The 22,890-nt window shown below is 70.8% G+C and carries 17 protein-coding genes and 1 pseudogene; 9 read left to right on the top strand and 9 right to left on the bottom strand.

Going from position 1 to position 22,890, the window contains the following annotated elements; translation table 11 throughout:
- Positions 1-27 precede the first annotated feature (27 nt).
- Complete coding sequence (locus ACLJQ7_RS20450) at positions 28-4,065, top strand: VWA domain-containing protein (RefSeq protein ID WP_410649777.1); 4,038 nt, start codon at positions 28-30, stop codon at positions 4,063-4,065.
- 92 nt (positions 4,066-4,157) lie between these two features.
- The gene (locus ACLJQ7_RS20455; RefSeq protein ID WP_410649778.1) at positions 4,158-5,477 is read left to right on the top strand and encodes a hypothetical protein; all 1,320 of its coding nucleotides are present in this window, start codon (positions 4,158-4,160) and stop codon (positions 5,475-5,477) included.
- 54 nt (positions 5,478-5,531) lie between these two features.
- Here ACLJQ7_RS20455 and ACLJQ7_RS20460 read toward each other — a convergent pair.
- The 5 genes and pseudogenes from ACLJQ7_RS20460 to ACLJQ7_RS20480 all read right to left on the bottom strand — a co-directional run.
- Positions 5,532-5,858: pseudogene (locus tag ACLJQ7_RS20460) on the bottom strand (LuxR C-terminal-related transcriptional regulator); the annotation flags it as partial.
- Positions 5,859-6,043: 185 nt separating this feature from the next.
- A complete protein-coding gene (locus ACLJQ7_RS20465; RefSeq protein WP_410649779.1) occupies positions 6,044-6,412 on the bottom strand; it encodes a YciI family protein in 369 nt (122 codons plus the stop codon).
- 109 nt (positions 6,413-6,521) lie between these two features.
- Positions 6,522-9,245, bottom strand: a complete 2,724-nt coding sequence (locus ACLJQ7_RS20470; RefSeq protein WP_410649780.1) for an ATP-binding protein — start codon at positions 9,243-9,245, stop codon at positions 6,522-6,524.
- Positions 9,246-9,466: 221 nt separating this feature from the next.
- Positions 9,467-10,072: a response regulator transcription factor gene (locus ACLJQ7_RS20475; protein WP_410649781.1), complete on the bottom strand. Its 606-nt coding sequence runs from the start codon at positions 10,070-10,072 to the stop codon at positions 9,467-9,469.
- Positions 10,069-11,226 (bottom strand): sensor histidine kinase, encoded by a 1,158-nt coding sequence (locus ACLJQ7_RS20480; protein ID WP_410649782.1) that lies wholly within the window; start codon positions 11,224-11,226, stop codon positions 10,069-10,071. The genes ACLJQ7_RS20475 and ACLJQ7_RS20480 overlap by 4 nt, the downstream gene beginning before the upstream one ends.
- Positions 11,227-11,365: 139 nt before the next feature.
- Here ACLJQ7_RS20480 and ACLJQ7_RS20485 point away from each other — a divergent pair, with 139 nt between their 5' ends.
- Both ACLJQ7_RS20485 and ACLJQ7_RS20490 read left to right on the top strand, forming a co-directional pair.
- Entirely contained in the window at positions 11,366-11,827 is a 462-nt protein-coding gene (locus ACLJQ7_RS20485) for a hypothetical protein (RefSeq protein WP_410649783.1), read from the top strand.
- A gap of 23 nt (positions 11,828-11,850) precedes the next feature.
- Entirely contained in the window at positions 11,851-13,200 is a 1,350-nt protein-coding gene (locus tag ACLJQ7_RS20490) for a S8 family serine peptidase (protein WP_410649784.1), read from the top strand.
- A 25-nt stretch (positions 13,201-13,225) separates the two neighbouring features.
- Here the strand turns inward: ACLJQ7_RS20490 and ACLJQ7_RS20495 are convergent, their stop codons facing one another.
- The 4 genes from ACLJQ7_RS20495 to ACLJQ7_RS20510 form a co-directional block, all read right to left on the bottom strand.
- A complete protein-coding gene (locus ACLJQ7_RS20495) occupies positions 13,226-13,834 on the bottom strand; it encodes an SMI1/KNR4 family protein (protein WP_410649785.1) in 609 nt (202 codons plus the stop codon).
- A gap of 129 nt (positions 13,835-13,963) precedes the next feature.
- Positions 13,964-14,698 carry a succinate dehydrogenase/fumarate reductase iron-sulfur subunit gene (locus ACLJQ7_RS20500; protein WP_410649786.1) on the bottom strand — a complete coding sequence of 245 codons (735 nt, stop codon included), beginning with the start codon at positions 14,696-14,698 and terminating at the stop codon, positions 13,964-13,966.
- Entirely contained in the window at positions 14,695-16,623 is a 1,929-nt protein-coding gene (locus ACLJQ7_RS20505) for a fumarate reductase/succinate dehydrogenase flavoprotein subunit (protein WP_410649787.1), read from the bottom strand. The genes ACLJQ7_RS20500 and ACLJQ7_RS20505 overlap by 4 nt, the downstream gene beginning before the upstream one ends.
- A 2-nt stretch (positions 16,624-16,625) precedes the next feature.
- Positions 16,626-17,324: a succinate dehydrogenase cytochrome b subunit gene (locus ACLJQ7_RS20510; protein ID WP_410649788.1), complete on the bottom strand. Its 699-nt coding sequence runs from the start codon at positions 17,322-17,324 to the stop codon at positions 16,626-16,628.
- A gap of 82 nt (positions 17,325-17,406) precedes the next feature.
- On the opposite strand from ACLJQ7_RS20510, the gene ACLJQ7_RS20515 reads away from it, so the two are divergent.
- From ACLJQ7_RS20515 to ACLJQ7_RS20535, 5 genes are all read left to right on the top strand, one after another.
- Positions 17,407-18,339 carry a LysR family transcriptional regulator gene (locus ACLJQ7_RS20515; protein ID WP_410649789.1) on the top strand — a complete coding sequence of 311 codons (933 nt, stop codon included), beginning with the start codon at positions 17,407-17,409 and terminating at the stop codon, positions 18,337-18,339.
- A 97-nt stretch (positions 18,340-18,436) separates the two neighbouring features.
- Positions 18,437-19,387 (top strand): DMT family transporter, encoded by a 951-nt coding sequence (locus tag ACLJQ7_RS20520; RefSeq protein ID WP_410649790.1) that lies wholly within the window; start codon positions 18,437-18,439, stop codon positions 19,385-19,387.
- A 150-nt stretch (positions 19,388-19,537) separates the two neighbouring features.
- Complete coding sequence (locus tag ACLJQ7_RS20525; RefSeq protein ID WP_410649791.1) at positions 19,538-20,866, top strand: MFS transporter; 1,329 nt, start codon at positions 19,538-19,540, stop codon at positions 20,864-20,866.
- 2 nt (positions 20,867-20,868) lie between these two features.
- Positions 20,869-22,008, top strand: coding sequence for an ROK family protein (locus ACLJQ7_RS20530; RefSeq protein WP_410649792.1), 1,140 nt, complete (start codon positions 20,869-20,871; stop codon positions 22,006-22,008).
- On the top strand, positions 22,005-22,718 hold the full coding sequence (locus ACLJQ7_RS20535; RefSeq protein WP_410649793.1) for an SDR family NAD(P)-dependent oxidoreductase: 714 nt from the start codon (positions 22,005-22,007) through the stop codon (positions 22,716-22,718). Before ACLJQ7_RS20530 ends, ACLJQ7_RS20535 begins: the two co-directional genes overlap by 4 nt.
- Positions 22,719-22,890: the final 172 nt, after the last annotated feature.

Here is a 22,890-nt window from a genome sequence, read left to right on the forward strand (position 1 = left end):
GCCACCACTGGGAAGGACCGGATGACCATGCGCCCGAACCGAGCGGTGGCGGCGATCGCGTTCGTCGCGGTGCTGGGCGGCACGGCGCTCACGGGGGTGTTCGCGCCGACCGCGGCTCAGCAGCCCGCCCCGCCCGCCGCGCCCTACCGTGTCGGCTACGTCAGTGCCGCGACCACGGATTTGGCCCAGGCCACCGGTGAGGGCGCGGTGGCGGCGCTGCCGCCCGGTGCCGGGAGCGTCGATTCCGACGCGTCCGCGGGCAACGGCGGCCTGGTGTGGGTGAGCAACCGCGCCGTCCGCGACGGTGCCGAGCGGGACGGCGAGATCTGGTACCTGCGGGACGGCACCCGGGTGCCCGTGCGCCTGACCGACGACTCGACCGCCGACACGCGCCCGGCGTTGTCGCCCGACGGTTCGTCGGTCGCGTTCGTGTCGGAACGCGCGGGCAGCAAGGACATCTTCGTGATCGGCGTCGACGGCCGCGGGCTGCGCCAGGTGACCTCCGGGCCGGCCGCGGACGATTCGCCGAGCTGGTCGCCCGATGGCGGCCGTCTCGTCTTCAGCGGTACCGGCGAAGATCCGGCCGGTGACCTCTACACCGTGCCGGCGAACGGTGGCGCGCCGGCTCGCCTGACCACCGACCCCGGCGCGGACACCCAGCCCGCCTGGGCCCCCACCGGTTCCCGGATCGCGTTCACCACCACCAGGTTCGACCCGGCGGGGGACGTCGTGGTCATGGCCGACACCGGTGGCGCGCTCACCCGGGCGGTGCCGGAACCCGGTGACTCGTCCGAGCCCGCGTGGTCACCGGACGGCGCGCGCCTGGCCTTCACCACCCGTCAACCGGATCCGCTCGGCGACGTCAAACAGGTCGCGGGCGGCCAGGTCTCGGTGATCTCCGCGCTGCCCGCGGTCGGCGAGACCGAACCGGCCTTCCGCGCCGGTGGGCAGCCGGTGTTCACCCGGCTCCGCGGTGGGGACACCAATGACATCTGGAGCGCCGACGCGCGCGGTGGCGACCGCCGCGATCTCACGCACCGGCCGGACGCCGACGAAGCCGATCCCGCTTTTTCGCCGGACGGGACTTCGCTGGCCTACACGGAATTCGGCCCCGGTGAGTCCCGGAGCAGCCAGATCGTCGTGGCGAACGCCGACGGCGGCGCGCCGCGACCGCTGACCGGTGGGGCCGGTGGCGGCAAGCGGGAGCGCCATCCGGCATGGTCGCCGGACGCGGCGAAGATCGCGTTCACCCGGACCGTGTCGAACGGCGACGGTTCCGACAGCTTCGTGCGGATCGTGCGTCTCGCGGACGGCCGTCTTCTCGGCGACATCCCGATCCCGGCGCATCTGCGCGGTGACGACTCGCAGCCGGTGTGGTCGGCGGACGGGACGAAGATCACGCTCACCCGTGCCGCCACCCGGATCGGGCCACCGGGACCGTCCAGAGTGGACCCTCCGGTGGTGGACGTCCCGGTCGGGCGCGGCGGTTCGGCGCGGATCGCCAAGACGGTGCAGACCGACCGGATCCGGTCGCTGCCGGATGTCGTCCTGCTGATGGACCAGACCGGCTCCATGGGCGGGGTGATCGAGCAGGTCAAGACGAACCTCGGCGAGGTCATCGACAGCGTGCGGGACCGGGAGAAGGAAGCGCGGTTCGCCGTCGCGGCGTTCGGAGACGTGGACGATGACGAGGGCGAACCCATCCCGCGGTCGTTCTTCGTGCAGCAGCCATTGACCCCGGCGGGTACCGACGCCGAGCGGAAGCTGCTGTCCGACGCGTTCGCGCGCATCAAGGCGACCGGTGGCGGAGACACCGCCGAGGACTGGCTCCTGGCCCTGCAGAAGATCGCGACCGGGGCCATCACCTTCCGCCCGGGCAGCAGCCGGATCGTCGTGCTGGTCGGGGACGCGGCGAGCCATGAGGACCCGCCGGAGGCGGGGTCACCGGTCCGGTCGGCGGTGATCGCCGCACTGAACGCCGCGGATATCAGCGTGGTGGCCGTGCCCGCGGTGACCGGCGGCTCGAGCGAGGACCCCGACCATGGCCTCGACGCGCGGGGACAGGCGACCGCGATCACGCAGGCGACCGAAGGTGTCCTCACACCCGGCACCGACGCCGGCCAGATCGCGCAGGCGATCATCGCCGGCATCGGCGACCTCCCGGTCAGCGTCCAGCCGGTGAGCATCTGCGATCCCGGCCTCACGATGACGTTCGATCCGCCGGGCCCGCAACGGGTTCCCGGCGGCACGGACGCGCGATTCACCGAAACGGCGACGGTGTCCCCGACGGCCGCACCGGGTTCTTTCCTGCGCTGCCGCGTGGAGTTCCGGTTGAACGGGGAGACCACCGTGCGGCCGGGGTACACCGAAGACGTCACCGTGCGCGTCAAAGATCCGGCGCTGCCCTTGATCACGCTGCACGACCGGACGGTGACCGGGACCGGCCCCACGGCGATCGAGTATCCCGTGAGCGCGGTGGACGCGGACGGGAGCCCGCTCACGCCGAGCTGCGCGCCCTTGTCCGGCAGCCTGTTCCCGGTCGGGGCCACCACGGTGACGTGCACGGCGACCGGGAGAAACGGCACCGCCGTCGAGACCGCGGTCATGGCCGTCGTCCTGCCAGGAGAAACCCGGCGGAAGACGGTGTGGCAGGTCACCCTGACCCAGCCTTCGCCCGACGCCGTCGTGCCGGGAGACCAGCGTGAGCTTTCGTCGCTGTTCGGGCCGGGGTGCGGAGTCGGCGCCGAAGGAGCGGCGGACGTCTCACCGGACGGTGCCACCCTGGCGTTCCAGAGCGGCAACGCGCTGGTCTGTGTGGCTCCCGCCGACGGCGGGCCTGGCCGGATCCTGGCGCAGCGCGCGGGATTCGTCGACGATCCGGCCTGGTCACCGGACGGCGGGCTCGTCGCCTATACGAACTTCCCGGGTGAGTCCCCGCCGCAGGTCGCGGTGGTGCCGCTCACCGGCGGCGACGGCCGGATTCTGATCGACAGCCCCGGCGGGGCCGAACAGCCCACGTTCCAGCGGATCCCCGACCTCGCCGTGAGCGCGAGCGCCGTGCCCGCCGCGATCCCGTTCGAGGGGCTCACCACCTTCGAATTCGTCGTCACCAATCGCGGTGTCACCGCGTCACCCGTGGTGGGTCTGTTCGTCCGGCTGACCGCCGGTCTTCGGCCGTCGGCGGTCCTCCCCACCAAGGGGACCTGCACGCCCGAACTGGTGTGCGCGTTCGGCACGCTGGTGCCGGGCGAGGAAGTACGGGTGCGGTTCAGCGCGACGGGCCTGACGGCGGGAACGCAGGCGGCGACCGGCACGGTCACCACGACGGGCCAGGACGCGGACACGCGCGACAACTCCGTGACGGCGGTCGTGACGGTCGGCGAAAAGCCGGCGCCCCCGGTGACCCCCGGATCCCTGTCGGTCGGGATGTCGGTCTCGGCGGTCCCGCTGTTCGCCGGCGGTGACGACGTGGTGCTGACGTACTTGGTGCACAACGGATCCCGGGCCGCGATGCCGGGCGTCCGGCTCGTGACCCAGCTGCCACCGGGGCTACCCGCGACGTCGGCCGCACCCGGATGTGTGCCGGGCGGCGGAAGTTGCGCGCTCGGGACGCTGGCGCCCGATCAGACCGTCGCGGTCCGGATCTCTTTGGCCGCGAGGGCCGCTTTCGAGGGCCAGGTGTCGGGCACGGTGAGCACGACGGGGCCGGACGACAACGCCGGTGACAACACCGCCGGCGCGCGTGTGGTGGTCCGGCAGCCGGTGGTCGAGCTGGATCCGAAGATCGGCACCCTCGGCTTCGTCCCGCGGGTGCGGGGAACGGACTTCCCGCCGGGCGCGGTGGTCCGGCTGGCCTGGTCGGCGGGCATCTCCGCACCGGGGCTGGTCACGGTCCGCGCGGATGGAAGATTCGAGGCGCCCTTCTTGCTCTTCCACCACGATCTGATCGGCCCGCGCACGGTGACCGTGACCTCCGTGGGCGGCGTGAGATTCGGGACGGCGCGGTCGGAACCGATCTTGGTGGTGCTCCGGACCCAGCAACCGCCGTTCATCACTCGCGGCTGAGAGGGGACTGCCCCAAAGGGCGACGACCGGCGCACGGCCGCACACCCGTCCGCTGGTGCCGGGTCCGGTTCCGGACGCGCAGACTTCCGGGTATGGGAGCAACGGCGACGCTGTCGGAAGCGGGCCTGGTCGCGGAACCGGGCCAGGAGATCAGCTGCTCGGTGACCATTCGCAACGCCGGCCGGGTCGTCGATCAGTTCGCGATCGAAGTGGTCGGCGACCCGGGTGCCTGGGCCATCGCGGAACCGGCGACGGTGAACCTGATGCCGGGGGAGGCGGGCACGGTCGTCGTCCGGTTCTCACCGCCGCGGTCGTCCGATGTCCCTGCCGGTGTGATTCCCTTCGGTGTCAGGGTCTTTTCGAGTGAAGACCCGGCAGGGTCGGTGGTCGAGGAGGGCACCCTTCATCTCGGTGCCTTCACCGAGGTGACCGCCGAAGTCGTTCCGGCGAAGGTGGAAGCCGGTTCCAAGGCCGACTTCGAAGTGGCCGTCGACAACCGCGGGAACCAACCGGTCGCCGTCGAACTGAGCGCGATCGACCCCGAGGACGAACTCGACTTCCAGCTCGAACGGGACCGCGCCGACCTCGCGCCGGGCACGGCAGCGTTCATCCGCCTGCGGGCCCGGCCGCGGAAAAGGTTCCTGCGCGGGCAACCCGTCCGTCACCGCTTCCAGGTGTTCGTCGTCGCCGACGACGCCGAACCGCTCAAGACCGAAGGCACCATGGTGCAGCGGCAATTGCTGCCGAAGTGGCTGCTGCCGGCGTTGGCCGCGCTGCTGGTGTTGCTGCTGGCCTTGGTGGCACTGTGGTTCACCGTGCTGAGGCCCGCGGTGAAGTCGGCCGCTCGCGAGGCCGCCCAGGAGCAGAACCGGGAGGTGATCAAGGCGGCGCAGGACGCCGGTGGCGCCGCGGGTGAGGCGAAGAAGGACGCCGTTCAAGCCAAACAGAACTCCGAAGACGCGATGAAGGCCGTCGGGCTGACGCCACCCGTGGAGGGCGCGGCTCCCGGCCCCAGGGCGACGAACGGTGTGCCCAACCCGGCGGGCAACGCCGCCGGGACACCGACCGACTTCCGCGTGGCGGCGGACGCGGCCGTCGACTCGAACGTCAACCGGTTCGCCGAATTCCCTTACACCCTGCCGGATGCCGCGAAAACGTTGGTCATCACCGACCTGATCCTGCAGAACCCGCGTGGCGACAACGGAACCCTGCGGCTGTTGCGGGACGCCGGTGGCACCAAGACCGTGCTGCTGGAGGTCGGCCTCGCGAACTTCCGCGACCTCGACCACCACTGGTTGCAGGCATGGCGGTTCGCCCCCGGGGAGAAGATCGTGCTCGCCGTCAGCTGCCAGACGCCGGGAGGCGGCAGCCGGTGCACCCCGTCGGTCTCCTTCTCCGGCCGAGTCGAATAGACCGATCAGATCAACCCCTCGCGCAAGGCGAACGCGACGGCGTGCGCGGTTGCGGAGCTGGAAACGGTCGGTGATTTCGTGCAGGATCGATTTCACCGTCCGCTCGGAATAGCTCAGCCGGTCGGCGATCTCCTTCGTCTCGAATCCGTCGGCGATCATCCGCAGCACCCGGGTCGCGATCGCCGGGCTGAAGATCGCCTCGCCGTCGCCGACCACCCGGACCGCGCGCACGACCTGCTCGTTGCGCGCCCCTTTGACGAGGTAGCCGCGCGCACCCGCGCGCATGGCGGCGAACACCGCGGCCTCGTTCTCGAACATGGTCAGCATGAGCACAACGGTGTGCGGGCCGGCGCCGACGATCCGGCGGGTCGCCTCGACGCCGTCGAGGTCCGGGGCGGCGTTCTCGCGACTCTTTCGTGCGTAGCGTTCTGGTCACTCGCTGTACTAGTCGTGGAATCCGGTCCCGGTGTTTCCCTGCCTGCCGTCAGGCCGGGTAACGGTTCGGAGGCGATGAAAGGGCCGGCCATCTCCGCGATGACCGGCCCCGGTGTGGACTCGCTATTCCTTCAGGCGGGGGGTTCCTCCTGGAGGGCACGGACCTCGACCCTGCTCCGCAAGGCACGCGAGGCCTGCTTGGTCCATTCGATCGCGACGTCGTCGTTCTCGGCCTCGATGATCCAGAAACCGCCGAGGTATTCCTTGGCTTCGACGAACGGGCCCGGGGTGAGCACGGGGCTGTCACCGGAGTAGTCCACCGTGGTCGCGGTCGACGGCGGCTGCAGACCGCCGGCGGTCACGAACGCGTCCGCCTCCTCGAGGGCGGTGTTGAACGCACCGACGGCGGCGATGATCTCCTGCAGCTCCGCGGGGTCCATGTTCTCCATCGTCGGCTCCTCGGCGGAGTCGTGCGGGAGGCTCAGGAAGTACTTCGTCATTGTGGGCTCCTCGTCTTCGGTGTCTGCCGGAAACGCTAAACGGGATTCACCGCCGACGTATCTGTCATCGTGACTGGTGTCCGGGAAACCGGCGACCGGCATCAGGCCGTCAGACGAGGCCTGCCAGTTCGGCGCGCCCGGCGACGCCGAGCTTCGGGTACGCCTTGTAGAGGTGGTGGCCGACGGTCCGCGGGCTGAGGAAGAGCTGTGCGGCGATCTCCTTGTTGGTGTGACCGGTGGCGGCCAGCCGTACGACCTGCAGCTCCTGCGGGGTCAGCAGGGTGAGCGGGCCGCTGCGCCGAGGCTCGTCGCCCCGCTCGCCGAAGGCGGCCAGCTCGCCGCGCGCACGCTCGGCCCAGAGCGCCGCTCCGAGGTCCTCGAACGCCGACACCGCCGCCGCGAGATGGGCGCGGGCTTCGGTACGGCGGCGCCGTCGGCGCAGCCACTCGCCGTAGACCAGCTGGGTACGGGCGCGCTCGTAGGGGCCGCCGTGCCGCTCCTGGAGCCGCAGGGCCTCGGCGTACAGCGCGTCGGCGTCGCCGTCATCGGCCAGCAGGGCCCGGCAGCGCAGGACGAGCCCGGTGGCGATCGGGCGGTCGACGTGTTCGGCCCAGTGCCCGAACGCCGCCAGCGGTCCATGGGCGCGATCCGGCTTGCCACCGCGCACGGCCGCTTCCACCAGATCCGGCACCGCCCGGACCAGAAGGTCGCGGCTCGCGGGTCCCTCCGACACCCGCTCGAGCCGGTCGAGCGCTTCCCCGAACCGCCGGGCGGAAAGGTCGAGCATGCCGAGACCCCAGTCCGCGATCTCGGCATTGACGCGGTGCCGGGTCCGGGCTCGCGGGAGCACCTCCTCGGCGAGAGCCCGGCAGCGAGCCTCGTCACCCGACACGGCGTGCAACCACACTTCGACCGACCGGTGGGCAAGGCGCTCGGTCGTGTTGCCGAGTTCGGCGCTCACGGCCGCGCCTTCCGCCACGCACGCGCGGGCGTCCGCGAACTCGCCGCGGAACAGCCGCGCCACGGCGAGCACGTTCAGGAGGTACGGGACCCACCCCAACGTTCCGGTGGCCCGCGCCTCGGCCAGCATGTCCTCGGTCCCGGCGATGACGTCGTCGTCGTCCGCGAGCATGAGCCCGCCGATCGCGGCCGTGATGGGCTGCATCAGGTCGATCCCGCCGCCGCGTGGCGCGGTGTGGAGAGCGCGCATCGGGCCGACGGCCCGCTCCGGGCGACCGGCGAAAAGCTCCGCCCACCCGAGAAGGGCGGCGACAACGGGTGCCCAGTGCTCCGGCGGCGTGAACGCGCGCATCAGCTCCGCCGCACGCCGCAGGAGGTCGTGCGCCGCCCCGTGCCGGGCCGCGTGCGCGGCTTCGTAGAGCGTGAGCGCGGCGCGTTCGGGATCGGTGTCGCGCACCAAAGCGGCGGCCTCGAGCGTCAGCTCCGCGTCGGCCCGGGGCGAAGTGCGTTCGTACTCCACGGCGCCACGGGTGTAGATGGCGTCGGCCCGGACGCCGGTGTCGGCCGTCAGCGCGAGTGCTTCGGCCGCCAGGCGGGCGGCGCGGTCGGCCTTGCCCGCGTCGAACGCGGCCTGGCTGGCCCGGCCGATACGCCGGGCCTTCAGCTCCCGGTCGGCGCTGAGCCGACCGGCGCGTTCGTAGGCCGCGCACACCGCCATCGCGCCGCCTCGGTGCCAGGCCCGCTCCGCCACGCCTTCGAGTTCGGCGGCCACCGCCTCGTCGGGTTTGGTGGTGGCCGCGGCGAGGTGCCAGGCCCGGCGGTCCGCATCGGCGTCCGCGCGCAGCGCTTCGGCGTACGCGCGATGTACCTCGATCCGCCGGTGCAGCGGCGCGTCCTGGTAGGCGGCCGCCCGGACCAGCGGGTGGCGGAACGTGATCCGGCTGTCGATCCGGAGCAGCCGGTCGCGTTCGGCGGGCGCCAGGTCGCCGGGCGCGCCACCGAGGGCTTCGATCACGTGCAGGATCGTCGCGAGCGGCGCCGCCGTGTCCGCCGCCGCCGCCAGAAGCGCGCGTTGGGTGGGTTCGGGAAGCTCGACGATCTGGCGGCGGAACGCCTCCTGCACGCGGCGGGTCACCGGCAGCGGGCCGACCTGCTCGGCCGGGTCGGACTCGTCGACGTCGTGTGCGGCGAGGCGTGACGACCCGAGTTCGATGATCGCCAGGGGATTACCGCCGGACTCCGAGAGGACCCGATTCCGTACCGGTCCGACGAGTTCGGGCGCGTGGTCGTCCAGCAGCCGGGCGGCGTCGGGCGCGTCGAGGCCGGACAGATCCACGGCCTCGACGCCCGCGATTTCGACCGGCGCCGACGTCTCGCGCACCGCGAACAGCATCGCGATCCGGTCGGCCACGAAGCGGCGGGCCGCGAACAACAGCGCCTCAACGGAACCCTGGTCGAGCCACTGCAGGTCGTCGACCACGCACAGCAGAGGGGCGTCCTCGGCCAGATCGGCGAGTAACGACAGGGTGCCGGCGGAGATCAGGAACCGATTGGCTTCGTCTCCCTCGGCCAGGCCGAACGCGCAGCGCAGCGCCGTGGCCTGGGGAATGGGCAGGGCGTCCAACCGGTCCAAACGTGGGAACAGGAGTTGGTGCAGGCCGCCGTACGCCAGCTCGGAGTCGGACTCGACGCCCGCCCCGCGAACCACGCGCATGCCCTCGGCTTCGGCGATCGACACGGCGTGGTCGAGCAGGACCGATTTCCCGATGCCCGCCGCGCCCCGCAGCGCCAGCACGCCACTGCGCGCGTCGCGCGCGTCCGTCAGCAGGCGCCGAACCCGCGTCAGCTCGGCGTCCCGTCCCCTCAGCGACATGCGGTCACCCTAGAGGGCTGTGCGAACAACCTCGTCCAGTGCCGCGGTCTAGTTCCGAGGCGCGAGTTACGCCTCTGATCACGCGAGTTCGCCGGTTCCGCACGGCAAGCTCGCGTGATCGGGCACGGAACTCGCGTGCTTGGGGGCGTAACTCGCGTGATCAGAGGCGTAACTCGTCGATCCGGACTTTCCCGCTTGGGCGAGCTGGTCCACGCCCTCCCTCACAACCAGCCGTTGACCTCCGCGAGCCGGGCCGCCTCCGCGCGGGTGCGGGCCCTGGTCTTGCCGATCGCCGACGACAGGTGATTGCGCACGGTTCCTTCGGAGAGCCCCACGGCCGCCGCGATGTCCGCCACCGTGCCCCCTTCGGCGGTGGCTCGCAGGACGTCGGCTTCGCGGTCGGTGAGCGGGCTGGCCCCGCTCGCCAAGGACTGGGCCGCCAATGCCGGATCGACGAAGCGGAGTCCGGCGTGGACCCGGCGGATCGCGTTCACCAGCTGCTCGGGCGAAGAGTCCTTCACCACGAACCCGGCCGCTCCCGCGGCCATCGCCCGCGACAAGTAGCCGGGGCGGCTGAAAGTGGTGCAGATGAGCACGCGGCAGCCCGGCAGGGCGCGGCGCAGCTCGGCGGCGACGGAAAGCCCGTCGCGGCCTGGCATCTGCACGTCCACCAGTGCGATGTCGGGAGTGGTGCGCTTCGCGGCGGGCACCACCTCGGTGCCGGAGCCCACTTCGGCGACCACGTCCAGGTCGGACTCCATGCGCAGCATCGACGCCAGCGCGCCGCGGACGAGTGCCTGATCGTCGGCCAGCAGAATGCGGATCACGCCGGGCTCCCTTCGGCCGGGCCGCGCGCGATCACCCGGAAGCCGCCGCCGGGGGCCTTCCCGTAGTCGAGGGTGCCGGACACCGAGGTCAGCCGCTCGGCGAGGCCTGCCAGGCCGTGTCCGGAGTTGGCCTGCTCGGGCACGGTGCCGTCGTCGGTGATCTCCACCCAGTCGCGACCGAGCCGGACGCGGCAGGTCCGGGCGTCCGAGTGCCGCAGCACGTTGGTGACCGCTTCCCGCACCACGTAACCGAAAACCGCCTGCAGCCCCGGCCGCACGTCGTCGGCCGCGGTGGGCAGCTCGGCGAGCACGCCGGCGGCTCGCAAGGCCACCCCGGCGCCGGCGATCTCGTTGGCCAGCGACACCGTGCGATAGTCCGAGACGGTCGACCGCACATCGGAGAGCGTCTGGCGGGAAAGTGTTTCCAGGTCGCGGATCTCCGCGAGCGCCGGCGCCGGATCGGTGGCGGACTCCAGGATCCGCCGGGCCAGCGCCAGTTTCACGGTCATCGTCGAAAGACTGTGCCCGAGGACGTCGTGCAGATCCCGTGCGACGCGTTCCCGCTCCTGGTTCACCGCCATCCGCCGGACCTGTTCGCGGACGGCACGCAGCTGCCCGATGGTGAAGTTGAGCGCGAAAACGACGCCCAGCGCGGTGGTGACGAGGACGAGCGTGGCCACCGGACCCCACTCCACCCGGCCGTTCCGCACCTGCATCCAGCCGACCTGCCCGGCCGCCACGGCGAAGCCGAGCGGCAGGGAGAAACGCAACGGCAACACCATCAGCCCCACCGCGATGGCATAGGTCAGATCGGTCAGATACGCGGGGGTGGCCAGCAGCAAGGCGGGTGTGCCCCCGAGGGCGTACATCGTGGCCACGATCGCGATCCGCCGGTCGCGCGACGCGAGCGGGCCGAACCACGGACCGAGCAGGCAGCTGACGCCATACCCGACGACGAAAGCGAGTGCCGGCCAACGGAGCGGATCGTTCGCGAGGCCGGCGATGTCGGTGATCCGCGTGATCAGGAACAGCGACGAGAGGCTGGTGATCGCGACGACGGCGCCCCGGCCCCGGCGGCCGCCGCGGCCGTCCTTCCAGAAATCCCAGTCCGGCCACTGCCGGGCCGAGAACTCGTCGGGATCTCGTTCACGCACGTCGGCCATGCTACGGCGGCGGTTCCCCATATCGATCATGGTGTGGTCGCGGGCGTGCCGAAGCCTCGCTCATCCGTCACTCGACGGGGTATGACAGATGGCAGGGGTCCAGCCGGTCCGATGATGATCCCGTAGGAGCATGCTGACCGCGACGAAGACCAGTTCGCTGGGCCACGAGTACACGCTCGCCGGCGATGACGACTCGAAACCGGGCACGTTCTCGCTGAAAAAGGGCCGCGTCGGCGCCCTGATCGAGTTCGACGGCGGCGAATACCGAGTAAGGACACACCGGTTCAGCGGTGTCTACGAGTTGCTCGACGCGGACGGGACCGTCCTGGCGTCCACCGGCCGGGTGCGCCGCGACTGGACCCTGCACGCGTCCGGAAAGGACTTCGAGTTCCGGCGGACCGAGACCGCCGACCGGGAATACACGATGCTCGGCGCCGATGGCGCGAAGGCGGGGACAGTCAGCCGGAGCAGATCGGCCGCGTCCGTCGAACTTCCCGGACTGAAGCCGGAAACGCAGGTTTTCGTGCTCGTGGTGGTGCTACTGCGCCGCCGCCGCAAGCGCGCCGCGGCGGCGGTCCGCGGCGCCCGTTGACCACAACCCGAAAGGAAGTTCCCATGTACGGATTTCGACGCGGACGGCCGGCGTTCGCAGGTGTCGTCGTCCTGGCGGCGATGGCCCTCACCGCGGTTCCCGCCTCCGCGGCCGACGACGGTCAAGACGGGCAAGCGGTCTGCGGGGGTGCGCTGGCGATGTTCGGTTGCCAGTCCCGGGTGATGGCGCGCAGTGCCAAACCGATCGGCTGGGGAGCCGACGATCTCCGCGCCGCGTACCGGCTTCCCGCGTGGTCTCCCCACCGTGGCACCGTCGCGCTGATCAACCTCGGCCCGTACCCGACGCTGTCGGAAGACCTCGCGGTTTACCGGAAACAGTACGGGCTTCCCCCGTGTGGCACCGCCGACGGTTGCTTCCGCCAGCTGGACTTCGCGGGCGGCCCGGCCCTCCCACCACCGGCCACCGACGCCGAGAAGCAGATCGCGCAGGGTTCGGCCATCGAAACGGCTCTCGACGCGGACATGGCCTCGGCGACGTGCCCGTCGTGCCGGCTGCTGTCGGTGCAGATCCCGATCGGCAACGGGCCGACGGACCCCACCAACGCCAGTGGCTACGACCGCTACGCCGCCGCGTTCGGCAAGGCGGTCCGCACCGCGGTCGCCGCCGGGGCGGACGCCATCAGCATCTCCTATACCCTGCCTGGCAGTGAAAACGCGTTGCGCGGCCCGATCGCCGAAGCGCTGGACCAGCGCGGGGTGGCGATCACCGCGGCGACCGGGGACCGCGGTTTCAACGGAAACGGGAACACCACGGCAGGTTTCACCCCCGGCTTCACCGGGGCCGCCGCCGTGTGGCCACAAGCGCTCCCCACGGTGACCGCGGTCGGCGGCACCACGCTCGTCGGGCAGAACCACCGCTACTCGCAGGGCGCGTGGGCACAGGGAGGTTCCGGATGCACGCCCGGCGTCGCTCCGCCGGAGAACCAGCCGACGGCGATTTCGGCGCTGTGCCACGGTTCGCGAGCGGGCGCCGACGTGTCGGCGGTCGCCGAGAACCTCGCCGTCTACACCTCGTACCGCCCGGCGGATCACGCGGAGTCCGGTTGGCTGGTGCTCGCGGGCACGAGCGCCGCGGCCCCGCAGATCGCGGGAATGTACGCGGCAGGCGGGAAACTACGGGACGTACACGGACCCAACACGCTGTACCGGGCACCGGCACGCGCGTTCTCCGACGTCGAATCCGGCGCCAACCTCATCCCGCCGCTCAGTGGTACCGATGGCCACTGCTCCGCGGCCTGGGAGACGGAACAGAACCGGCCCCTCACCCGGTTCGACGACCGGATGTGCCGGGCACAGCGAGGCTGGGACGGCCCCACCGGCCTGGGCGTCCCGAACGGCCTGCTCGCCTTCTGACGTCTCGAGCACGCCGCCCGGGGGTTCACAGCCAGGTCAAGGCTCCGTCGTCGCGGATGGCCGGAGCACCTGGACCTGTCCGCACCCCGGCCGCGGGGTGGTGTCGGTCGAGGCGGTCGGCGGTGTCGGTCAGCATCGCGCCGACGCCGGGCCAGATGGCCCGGTGGGCACCGGTTTGTGCCATCCAGCCCAGCACGCAGCCGTGGTCGGTGCCGGGGCGCAGATCGACGGCGAGGACGGCACCGTCGACGGCGCGGCAGACGGGGAGCAGGGCAGTACAGAACCCGAGGACGGGGTCGCCGGCGGCGCGCTGGTGGTGTCCGTCGGGCCGGCAGCAGTCCTGGTCGGGGTAGGCGCTGAGGCCGGCCCATTCCTCCCGCACCCGCGTCACCGGCAGTGGCATGTACGCCCCGGGGAAGATGAACGCGGTGCCGTAGTCGGCATGGTCGTCGACACCGTCCATCAGGCGCCACCACACCAGGAGGTCGTCCGGGAGCGGCCGCCGCACCGCGTTCTGCACGGCGCAATGGTCGTCGGCGGGTGCCGGGGGCCGGAGGGTGGCCGCGGTGACCGGTGTATGGCTACGCAGCCAGCTCGTGATCCGCTCCCACGCCGATTCGATGCCGCCGTTCACCGCCACAGGCTCTTTCCCATCCAATCGAACAAGAGTGCGGGTCGAGTTTCGGGTGGAACAGACCAGCCGGGTACGGGAACGGTACAGGCAGGGCACCTCCGTACCGGGGACGCTTCCGGCGCCGCGACGTCACCGCGAGGCCCGCAGGAACTCCCGGTTCAGCCGGGCGATGCTGGCGAACGGTATTCCCTTCGGGCACGATGCCACGCATTCGCCGGTGTTGGTGCAACCGCCGAACCCTTCGTCGTCCATCGCGGCCACCAGGTCGAGTACCCGCTGTTCCCGCTCGGGCTGCCCCTGCGGGAGCACGTTCAGATGGGTCACCTTCGCCGCGGTGAACAGCATCGCCGACCCGTTCGGGCAGGCCGCCACGCACGCGCCGCAGCCGATGCAGGTGGCGTTGTCGAAGGCCACCTCGGCGTCCGGTTTGGGGACCGGCGTGGCGTGCGCGTCCGGGGCGCTGCCGGTCGGCGCGGTGACGTACCCGCCGGCCTGGATGATCCGGTCGAAGGCCGACCGGTCGACGACCAGATCCTTGACCACCGGGAAACCCTTGGCACGCCAGGGTTCCACGTCGATCACGTCCCCATCGCGAAACGCCCGCATGTGCAGCTGGCAGCTCGTGGTCCGCTCCGGGCCGTGTGCCTGCCCGTTGATGACCACGCCGCAGGAGCCGCAGATACCCTCCCGGCAGTCGTGGTCGAACGCCACCGGTGGCTCACCTCTGGTGATCAGATCCTGGTTGAGGACGTCCAGCATCTCCAGGAACGACATGTCCGGGCTGATGTCGTCGACGGCGTAGGAGACCATCCGCCCGCGTTCCCGCGGCCCGTTCTGGCGCCAGATGCGCACGGTGAGTTTCACGTGTAGCTCCGTTGGGTGGGGTGAACGTGGTCGAAGGTCAGTTCCTCGTGATGGAGCACGGGTCGCTCGCCGTACTCCCATGCGGCGACGTGGCTGAAGCGCGTGTCGTCCCGCAGTGCCTCACCGCCGTCGGTCCGGTGTTCCTCGCGGAAGTGGCCACCGCACGATTCTTCGCGCAGCAAGGCGTCCAGCAGCATGAGTTCGGCCAGTTCGAGGTAGTCCGCGACCCGGTTGGCCTTCTCCAGCTCCTGGTTGAGCTCACCTGCCTGGCCGGGGACGCGGACCGAGCGCCAGAACTCCGCCCGTAGTTCCGGCACCCGCTCCAACGCCTTGCGCAGACCGCTTTCGTTGCGGGACATACCGCAGTGGTCCCACATCAGCAGGCCCAGTTCGCGGTGGAACTCGTCGACGGTCCGCGTGCCGTCGATCGAGAGCAGCCGGTCCAGCCGGTCCCGCGCTTCGGTTTCGGCCGCGGTGACCGCCGGATGCGCGGGGCCGACCGCGTCGAGCGTCGTGCCGCCGAGGTAGTCGTTGATCGTGGTCGGCAGCACGAAATACCCGTCCGCCAAGCCCTGCATCAGCGCCGAGGCCCCGAGCCGGTTCGCGCCGTGGTCGGAGAAGTTCGCCTCGCCGATCACGAACAGTCCGGGAACGGTGCTCTGCAGGTCGTAGTCCACCCACAGACCGCCCATCGTGTAGTGGATCGCGGGATAGATGCGCATCGGGACCCGGTACGGATCCTCGGCGGTGATCCGCTGGTACATGTCGAAGAGGTTGCCGTAGCGGGCTTCGATCGCCGGACGGCCGAGGCGGGCGATCGCGTCGGCGAAGTCCAGGTACACGCCCAATCCGCCCGGCCCGACGCCGAAACCGGCGTCGCAGCGGTTCTTCGCCGCCCGGGACGCGATGTCGCGTGGTACGAGGTTGCCGAAGCTCGGATACATCCGTTCCAGGTAGTAGTCCCGTTCGTCCTCCGGGATCCGGTCCGGCGGCCGGTCCTCGCCGCGGCGCCGGGGCACCCAGATCCGGCCGTCGTTGCGCAGCGACTCGCTCATCAACGTCAGCTTCGACTGGTGCTCGCCCGTGCGGGGAATGCACGTGGGGTGGATCTGCGTGAAGCACGGGTTCGCGAAGTAGGCACCGCGGCGATGGGCGCGCCAGATCGCGCTCGCGTTGGAGCCCTTGGCGTTGGTGGACAGGTAGAACACGTTGCCGTAGCCGCCGGTCGCCAGCACGACGGCGTCGGCGAGATGCGTCGTGATCCGCCCGGTGATCAGGTCCCGGGCGACGATTCCCCGCGCGCGGCCGTCCACGACGATCAGGTCCAGCATCTCCGTGCGGGCGTGCAGCTCGACGCCGCCGGAATCGATCTGCCTCGACAGCGCCTGGTAAGCCCCGAGCAGCAGTTGCTGACCTGTCTGGCCTCTCGCGTAGAACGTGCGCTGGACCTGCACGCCACCGAACGAACGCGTGTCGAGCAGGCCGCCGTATTCACGGGCGAACGGCACTCCCTGGGCGACGGCCTGGTCGATGATCTGCGTGGAGATCTCCGCCAGCCGGTACACATTGGACTCCCGCGAACGGAAGTCCCCGCCCTTCACCGTGTCGTAGAACAGCCGGTGAACGGAGTCGCCGTCGTTGCGGTAGTTCTTCGCCGCGTTGATGCCGCCCTGCGCGGCCACGGAGTGGGCCCGGCGAGGGGAATCCTGAAAGCAGAACTGCACCACGTGGTAGCCCTGCTCGGCCAGCGTCGCACCCGCGGACGCGCCCGCGAGCCCGGTGCCGACCACGATCACCCGGTGCCCGCGACGGTTGGCGGGGTTCACCAGCTTCGCGGTGAACTTCCTTTCGTTCCAACGGCGTTCCAGGACCGTGTCCGGCGTCTTGGTGTCGGCGATGGGGGAGCCGACGGTATGAGTGAGCATGGTCAGGCCACCAATCCGGTCATCACGCCGATCGGGACGGCGAGAAAGCCCCCGGTGATCATGACCGCCACGGCGGTGCCGATGGTCCTGATCACCGGCCTGGCGGAGCCCAGCGTGCGGGCCGCGCTCCAGAAGCCGTGGTTGAGGTGCAGTCCGAGCATCAGCAACGCCACGATGTAGATCACGTTGACCCACCACACACTGAAGTCGGCGACGATGTTGTGGTGGGGCTGCCCGGCGACGAAGTCCTGGTTGGCCACGCCCACGGTCAGGTCCAGGATGTGCCAGACCACATAGACCGCGAGCGTCGCGCCGCCCCAGCGCATCGTGCTCGTCGCGAAGCTCGCGCGTGCCCGCCTGCGGTGTGCGTACCGGACCGGTCTCGCCCGGCGGTCCCGGATGGACAGTTGAACGGCGGCGGTGACGTGCAGGACGAACGCGACGAGCAGGCCGGCGCGCACGATCCACAGGACGGCCTCGTACGGCAGCGCGGGCTCACCGATCGTGCGCAGCCAGGCCGCGTAGTCGTTCATCGCGGCGGCGCCGAAGAAGACCTTCAGATTGCCGAGCATATGTGCGAACAGATAGGCCACCAGCGCCAGGCCGGTCACCGCCATGACGGCTTTCTTCCCGATCGTCGAGGCCCAGAAACGACCGATCGACGTGGTCTTTCGTGGTGGGACAGCGAGTTCGGTGGACACACGACCGACGCTAGGGCCGGGCCGACCAGAGGGCAAACAGAAGAAAAGTCTCATCACCATAGGCTGTGCCTATGATGGTGCGATGCAGTTCCACCAGCTCGCCTACTTCGTGGCCGTCGCCGACACCCGGCACTTCACCCGCGCCGCCGAGCTGATGCGGGTCGCCCAGCCGTCGCTCTCGCAGCAGGTCCGGGCGCTCGAACGCGACGTCGGCGCCGAGCTTTTCCACCGGATACGGGGAAATCTCTCGCTGACCGAGGCCGGCGAAACCCTGCTGCCGTACGCTCGGCGCGTCCTGGCCGACACCGAATCCGCGTACCAGGCCGTGCGGGAACTCGACGAACTGGGGCGGGGGCGAGTGCGCTTGGGCGCCACGCCGAGCCTGTGCACCGGCCTGTTGCCGTCGATGCTCGCGGGCTTCCGCGCCGCTTACCCTGGGATCGAGCTCACACTGCACGAGAGTGGTTCTCGGGACCTGCAGACCGATTTGTCCGAAGGCGCCCTGGATCTCGCGCTGATCGTCGACTCTCGGCTGCGCGACCGGACCCGCCTGGCCACCCAGCCGCTGCTCATCGAGGAACTGGTCGTGATCTCCGCCAAGGACCGGCCCGCGCCGATCCGGCGGGGGCGGCTGCGGATCGCCGATCTCCAGGACAAGCCGCTGGTGATGTTCCGCCGCGGTTACGACCTGCGCGACGCCACCATCAACGCCTGCCGCGCCGAGGGATTCGAGCCGGTGTTCGCCATCCAGGGCGGTGAGATGGACGCCGTACTGGAGTTCGTGCGAGCCGGTATGGGGATCGCCGTCGTACCGAGCACCGTGGTCAGGGACCGGTTTCGCGTCACCCGCTTCGCCGAGCCGGGGCTCAGCCGGGTCGTGCGGCTCGCCGGCCGGCAGGACGTCGAACCGTCCAAGGCCGTACGTGCCCTGCGTGACGCCGTCACCGCTCACCTCGCCGATGCCGTCCTTCCCCAAGGCACCCGCTCCCTCCTGGGGCACGCTGAGCCACGGTGAACCGGGGTCTCCGGGGCTGACCGCGATCGGGAATCCACGGCGCTCCCTTCGCGTGGCCGGCTCGCCTCGGCCTTGCGCCGGTTGACATGCTGCCGGTGTGGCGACAACGGAAACCGAGCCGGTCCAGGCATCCGCGGGCAAGGGGAGAGGGCTGGTCCTGGTGTGCCTGGCCGGCGTGCTCTGGGGCACGATCGGTCCGGCCATCCCGGTCGTCCACGACGCTTCGGGCCTCTCGCCGCTGGCCATCGGCGGGTACCGCGCCCTCGTCGCGGTCGTCGTCCTGGTGATCGCCGCTGCCGCGATGCGGCGGTTGCGCGACTGCGCGCGACTGGGTCGGCGGCATTGGCGGCGAGTGACCGTGGTCGGGGTTTCGACGGCGACCTTCCAACTGCTCTTCTTCGTGGCCGTCCTGTGGGCGGGGGTGAGCATCACCACCGTGGTGTGTCTCGGGTTCGCGCCGGTGCTGTTGCTGATCACCGGCAGCGTCCGCAGTCGCCGCAGGCCTTCCCCAGGCCAGTTGGTCACGGTCACGGCCGCGGTGACCGGGCTTCTGCTGGTCGGCATCCTCGGCAGCCCTGTCGGCGAAGCGCCGTACCCGGTTCCAGGGGTCCTCGCCGCACTCGTGTCCGGAGCCGCGTACGCCATTTCCGCCGAAGCCGCCGCGCCGCTGTCCCTGCGGCTCGACACGGTGACCATGACCACGACGACGACCTTCGTCGCCGCGATGGTCCTCGTTCCCGCCGGACTGGTCGTGCCGTTGGCCGCCGGTGACCGGATCTGGACCACCGACATCGGGTCGTGGGCGCTGATCGGCTACCTCGGCGCCGTGACGATGGCGCTCGCCTACGCGCTGCTCTTCACCGGCCTGCGGACCACACCCAGTGGCGCGGCGGTGGTCGCGACACTGCTCGAACCGGTCACCGCTGTCGTGCTCGCCGTCGTCTTCCTGGGAGAGCGGCTGACGGTGGCCGGTGTCGTCGGGGTCGTGCTGATCATGGCCGCGATCGCGAGCCTGGGACGCCACTCGAAGGAACCGGCGCCGCAGTGATGGCGAACAGGAGGCTTGCCCGATCGGGCCGACTCGGCGGGCCGATCGTCCCCGAAGACGCCGGATACGGGCAGGGGAGGCGCACCCGCTCCTAATTTGGTGTTCGTCGCACAAAAAGCGGGCGGGGGAGGAATCCTGATGGTGTCGGGGATGGCGATCCAGTCGACGATGTCGCCGAGGCGGGCGCGGTTCGTGCGGAACTGGACCGGCAGGCTTGTCGCGTTCGGCGAGTTCATCGACGGCTACGACCTGCTCGTCATCGGCGCCGCCGTCCTGTTCCTGAAGCCCTCGTTCCACCTCACCGCGTTCCAGGTCGGGCTCGTGACCGCGGCGGCGTTCGTGGGCACGGCGCTCGGCCTGGTGATCTTCGGTGATCTGTCCGACCGGTTCGGCCGCCGGGTGATCTTCATGATCAACCTGGTGGTCTTCGTGGTGGCCTCCCTCGCCGCGGCGTTCGTCCAGGACGTCTGGCAATTGGTCGCGGCCAGGTTCGTGCTCGGTGTCGCGGTGGGGATGGACATCCCGACCTCCCACGCTTTCCTCACCGAGATCGCGCCCAAATCCCGCCGAGGCCGGATCGCGGGCAGCTTGCCGAACATGATGTGGCTGAGTGGTGCCATCACGTCGGTGCTGCTGGCGCTGGCACTCCAGCCCGTGTTCGGTGACGAGACGTGGCGGTGGCTCTTCGGTCTTGCCGCGGTGCCCGCGACCGCGGTGCTGGTGGCAAGGCAATTCCTGCCGGAGTCGCCCCGATGGCTGAGCGCGCGCGGTCGCGTCGAGGAGGCGCGGCGGATCTACGACGCGCTCGGGTTGGAGCCGCCGAAGCGCGAGGTTTCCGAGAAGCGGAGCTACCGGATGCTGGTGGCCGGCGGTGCTTGGCGGCGGCTGGCGACGGTCACGGCGTTCTTCGCCATCCAGGCCTTCGGTGGCGCGGTGGCGACGGTCGCCGGGCCGTTGATCATCAGCAGCACCGGCATCGGGGTCTCCAACACCCTGTACTTCTCCCTCCTGGGTTTCGTGGTTGGCCTGATCGCCGTGGTGGCGGGCGCCGCGGTCATCGACCGGATCAACCGGCGCTGGCTGGGCGTGTGGACCTGCCTCGGGGTGTTCGCCGCCGGGCTGGGCATCGCGTTCACCGGCGACCGCGCAGGCGTCGGCCTGGTGGCCTTCTGGGTCGTGTACGCCATGCTGACGTGGTTCGGCCCGGGCGTGCTGTCGTGGGTGTGGAGCACCGAGGCGTTTCCCACCTCGTTGCGGGGCCTGGGTTCCGGTATCGCTCAGTGCGTGACCCGGCTCGCGATCGCGCTCAACGTGTTCCTGGCGCCCATGCTGGCGCAGAAGCACGGGATCACGGTCGTGGCGTGGTACGCCTGCGCGTTCCTGGTGAGCGCGGTGATCGTGCTGGTGTCGCCGTGGCTGGCCACCACCGGTGTCGAGCTCGAGGAAACCAACAGCGTCGAGTCCGGGAAGCCGGAGTGAAGATGAACCACCCCGGTCACCGCGGAACCCGGCCGCGGCAGGCCCGGCAGGCCAACACGGCCGCCGTGCTCCAGTTGCTCGTGCGGAGCGGACCGCTGGCGCGCGGCGACATCGCGAAGGAACTGTCCCTCAACCACGGCAGCGTCAGCCGGATCATCGAGCCCTTGCTGTCCGCCGGTGTCGTCCGTGAACTCGTCGAGCAGCCCACCGCCGCCCGGGTCGGCAGGCCCCGGGTGCCGGTGGAGCTCGACTCGTCCAGCCGGTACGCGGTCGGTGTGCACCTCGGCCTCGAACGGACCACCCTCGGACTGATCGACCTGTCCGGTCATTGCGTCAAGACGTACTCCGAGAACCGCGATCCGGCGGACAGCGCCGCCACCCTGCGGCACGCCGCGGAACTGGCGGCCGGGATGGCGGACGCCGCGCCGGGACCGGTGCTGGGTGTCGGGGTCACCGCCGGCGGTGAAGTGGACCGGGTGACCGGCAGGGTCGTGCGCAACGACGTGCTGGGCTGGGCCGACGTCCGGGTCGGCGGCGTGGTGCGTGAGCGGACCGGGCTCGACGTCGTGGTGGACGGTAACGTGGCCGCCCTGCTGGGCGCCGAACTCACCTTCGGCGCGGGGCTCGGCGGGCACGACGTGTCGTACCTGTTCATCGGCAACGTCACGGAGACGGGGTTCTTCAGGCGTCAGGTGGGCCCGTCCTCGAACGGCATCGTTCAGGGCGGCTTCGGCCGCCTCCTCGTACCCGAACTCGCCGGCGGCGGTCACGGGCGCTTCGGCGAGTGCGGGACGGACGTGGCGTTGCTCGCCGCCGCTCGGTCCGCCGGGGTCGCGGTGACCTCGCTGACGGAGCTGATCCGCCTGGCGGACACGGATCCGGCCGCGGCCGGGCTTCTCGAGGCGCGCAGTGCCCAGGTGGCTCTGGTGGCCGACACGGTGTACGACCTGATGCGGCCGGACGTGATCGTCCTCGGTGGCAGCGGCGCGCCGTCGGATCGATGGCTCGACGCGGTACGCGATCGCGTCGAGACGGCTCCGCCGCGGGCACTGGTCCGGCCACTGACCCGGGGCAATCCGTTGGTCGTCGCGGCGGCGGGACTCGTCGTGCGTGCCTTCTTCACCAGTGGGGAGTGGTCATGAGTGGTGTGGTGGTCCTCGGCGGCGCGGGCGGTATCGGCTCGGCCGTGGTGCGCGCGCTGCTGCTGGAGGGACGGCCGGTGGCGGTGGTGGACATCGCGCCACCGCCACCGGAACACGCCGACGTGCCGTGGATCCGCGGTGACGCGACCGATCCGGCGGTGATCGGCGCCGCGTTCGACACCCTCGGCGACGTGACCGGACTGGTGCATTGCCTGCTGAGCGAGCATCGCGCCCCCTTCGCCGAGCAGACGTCGGACGCGCTGCGCAGGGTGCTGGACATCGGCGCGGTGTCCGCGTTGGAGCCGTTGCAGCAGCTGGTCGCCCGTGCCGGGGGAAGGCCGTGCGCCGCGGTGCTGGTCAGTTCGATCCACGCGGGCCTGGCCTGGGCCGGACAGGCTCCGTACGCGATGGCCAAGGCCGCGTTGGAGGCGCTCGGCCGCGCGGCCGCCGTGGAACTCGGACCACGCGGACTGCGGTGCAACACCGTCCGGCCGGGGTTCGTCATGGTGCCGCGTAACGCGCATCGCTGGCGGGACGCGGCCACCCGCGAAGCGTTGACCGGACTGCAGCCGGTCGGCGAGCTGGCCGGGCCGGAGGACGTCGCCGGCGTGATCGCCTTCCTCCTCGGCGATCAGGCCAGGTTCGTCTCCGGTGAGACCGTCACCGTGGACGGCGCGATGACCACCGCGCTGCCCGAGCCGACACCGTGATCCCGCGGGCGGAGGTCGTGAGTGGTAAGTGTCGTTCTAACGATCTGTGCTGTTTCAGGACCTCACGGACAGATGTGTTTCAGGACTTGTCGGACAGTTTGGTGTTGAGTGGTTGGTAGCGTACTGCTCGGTTGAGGGTGAGCTGGCGGGCGATGGTGTCGCCGATCATGAT

This window comes from Amycolatopsis sp. cmx-4-54 (assembly GCF_046548895.1).
Lineage (GTDB): Bacteria > Actinomycetota > Actinomycetes > Mycobacteriales > Pseudonocardiaceae > Amycolatopsis.

Bases quoted from the DNA above. Each gene is read 5' to 3' on its own strand.
- ACLJQ7_RS20450 (WP_410649777.1), top strand. From the start codon at position 28: ATGCGCCCGAACCGAGCGGTGGCGGCGATCGCGTTCGTCGCGGTGCTG.
- ACLJQ7_RS20455 (WP_410649778.1), top strand. From the start codon at position 4,158: ATGGGAGCAACGGCGACGCTGTCGGAAGCGGGCCTGGTCGCGGAACCG.
- ACLJQ7_RS20465 (WP_410649779.1), bottom strand. From the start codon at position 6,412: ATGACGAAGTACTTCCTGAGCCTCCCGCACGACTCCGCCGAGGAGCCG.
- ACLJQ7_RS20470 (WP_410649780.1), bottom strand. From the start codon at position 9,245: ATGTCGCTGAGGGGACGGGACGCCGAGCTGACGCGGGTTCGGCGCCTG.
- ACLJQ7_RS20485 (WP_410649783.1), top strand. From the start codon at position 11,366: ATGCTGACCGCGACGAAGACCAGTTCGCTGGGCCACGAGTACACGCTC.
- ACLJQ7_RS20490 (WP_410649784.1), top strand. From the start codon at position 11,851: ATGTACGGATTTCGACGCGGACGGCCGGCGTTCGCAGGTGTCGTCGTC.
- ACLJQ7_RS20505 (WP_410649787.1), bottom strand. From the start codon at position 16,623: ATGCTCACTCATACCGTCGGCTCCCCCATCGCCGACACCAAGACGCCG.
- ACLJQ7_RS20515 (WP_410649789.1), top strand. From the start codon at position 17,407: ATGCAGTTCCACCAGCTCGCCTACTTCGTGGCCGTCGCCGACACCCGG.
- ACLJQ7_RS20525 (WP_410649791.1), top strand. From the start codon at position 19,538: ATGGCGATCCAGTCGACGATGTCGCCGAGGCGGGCGCGGTTCGTGCGG.
- ACLJQ7_RS20530 (WP_410649792.1), top strand. From the start codon at position 20,869: ATGAACCACCCCGGTCACCGCGGAACCCGGCCGCGGCAGGCCCGGCAG.
- ACLJQ7_RS20535 (WP_410649793.1), top strand. From the start codon at position 22,005: ATGAGTGGTGTGGTGGTCCTCGGCGGCGCGGGCGGTATCGGCTCGGCC.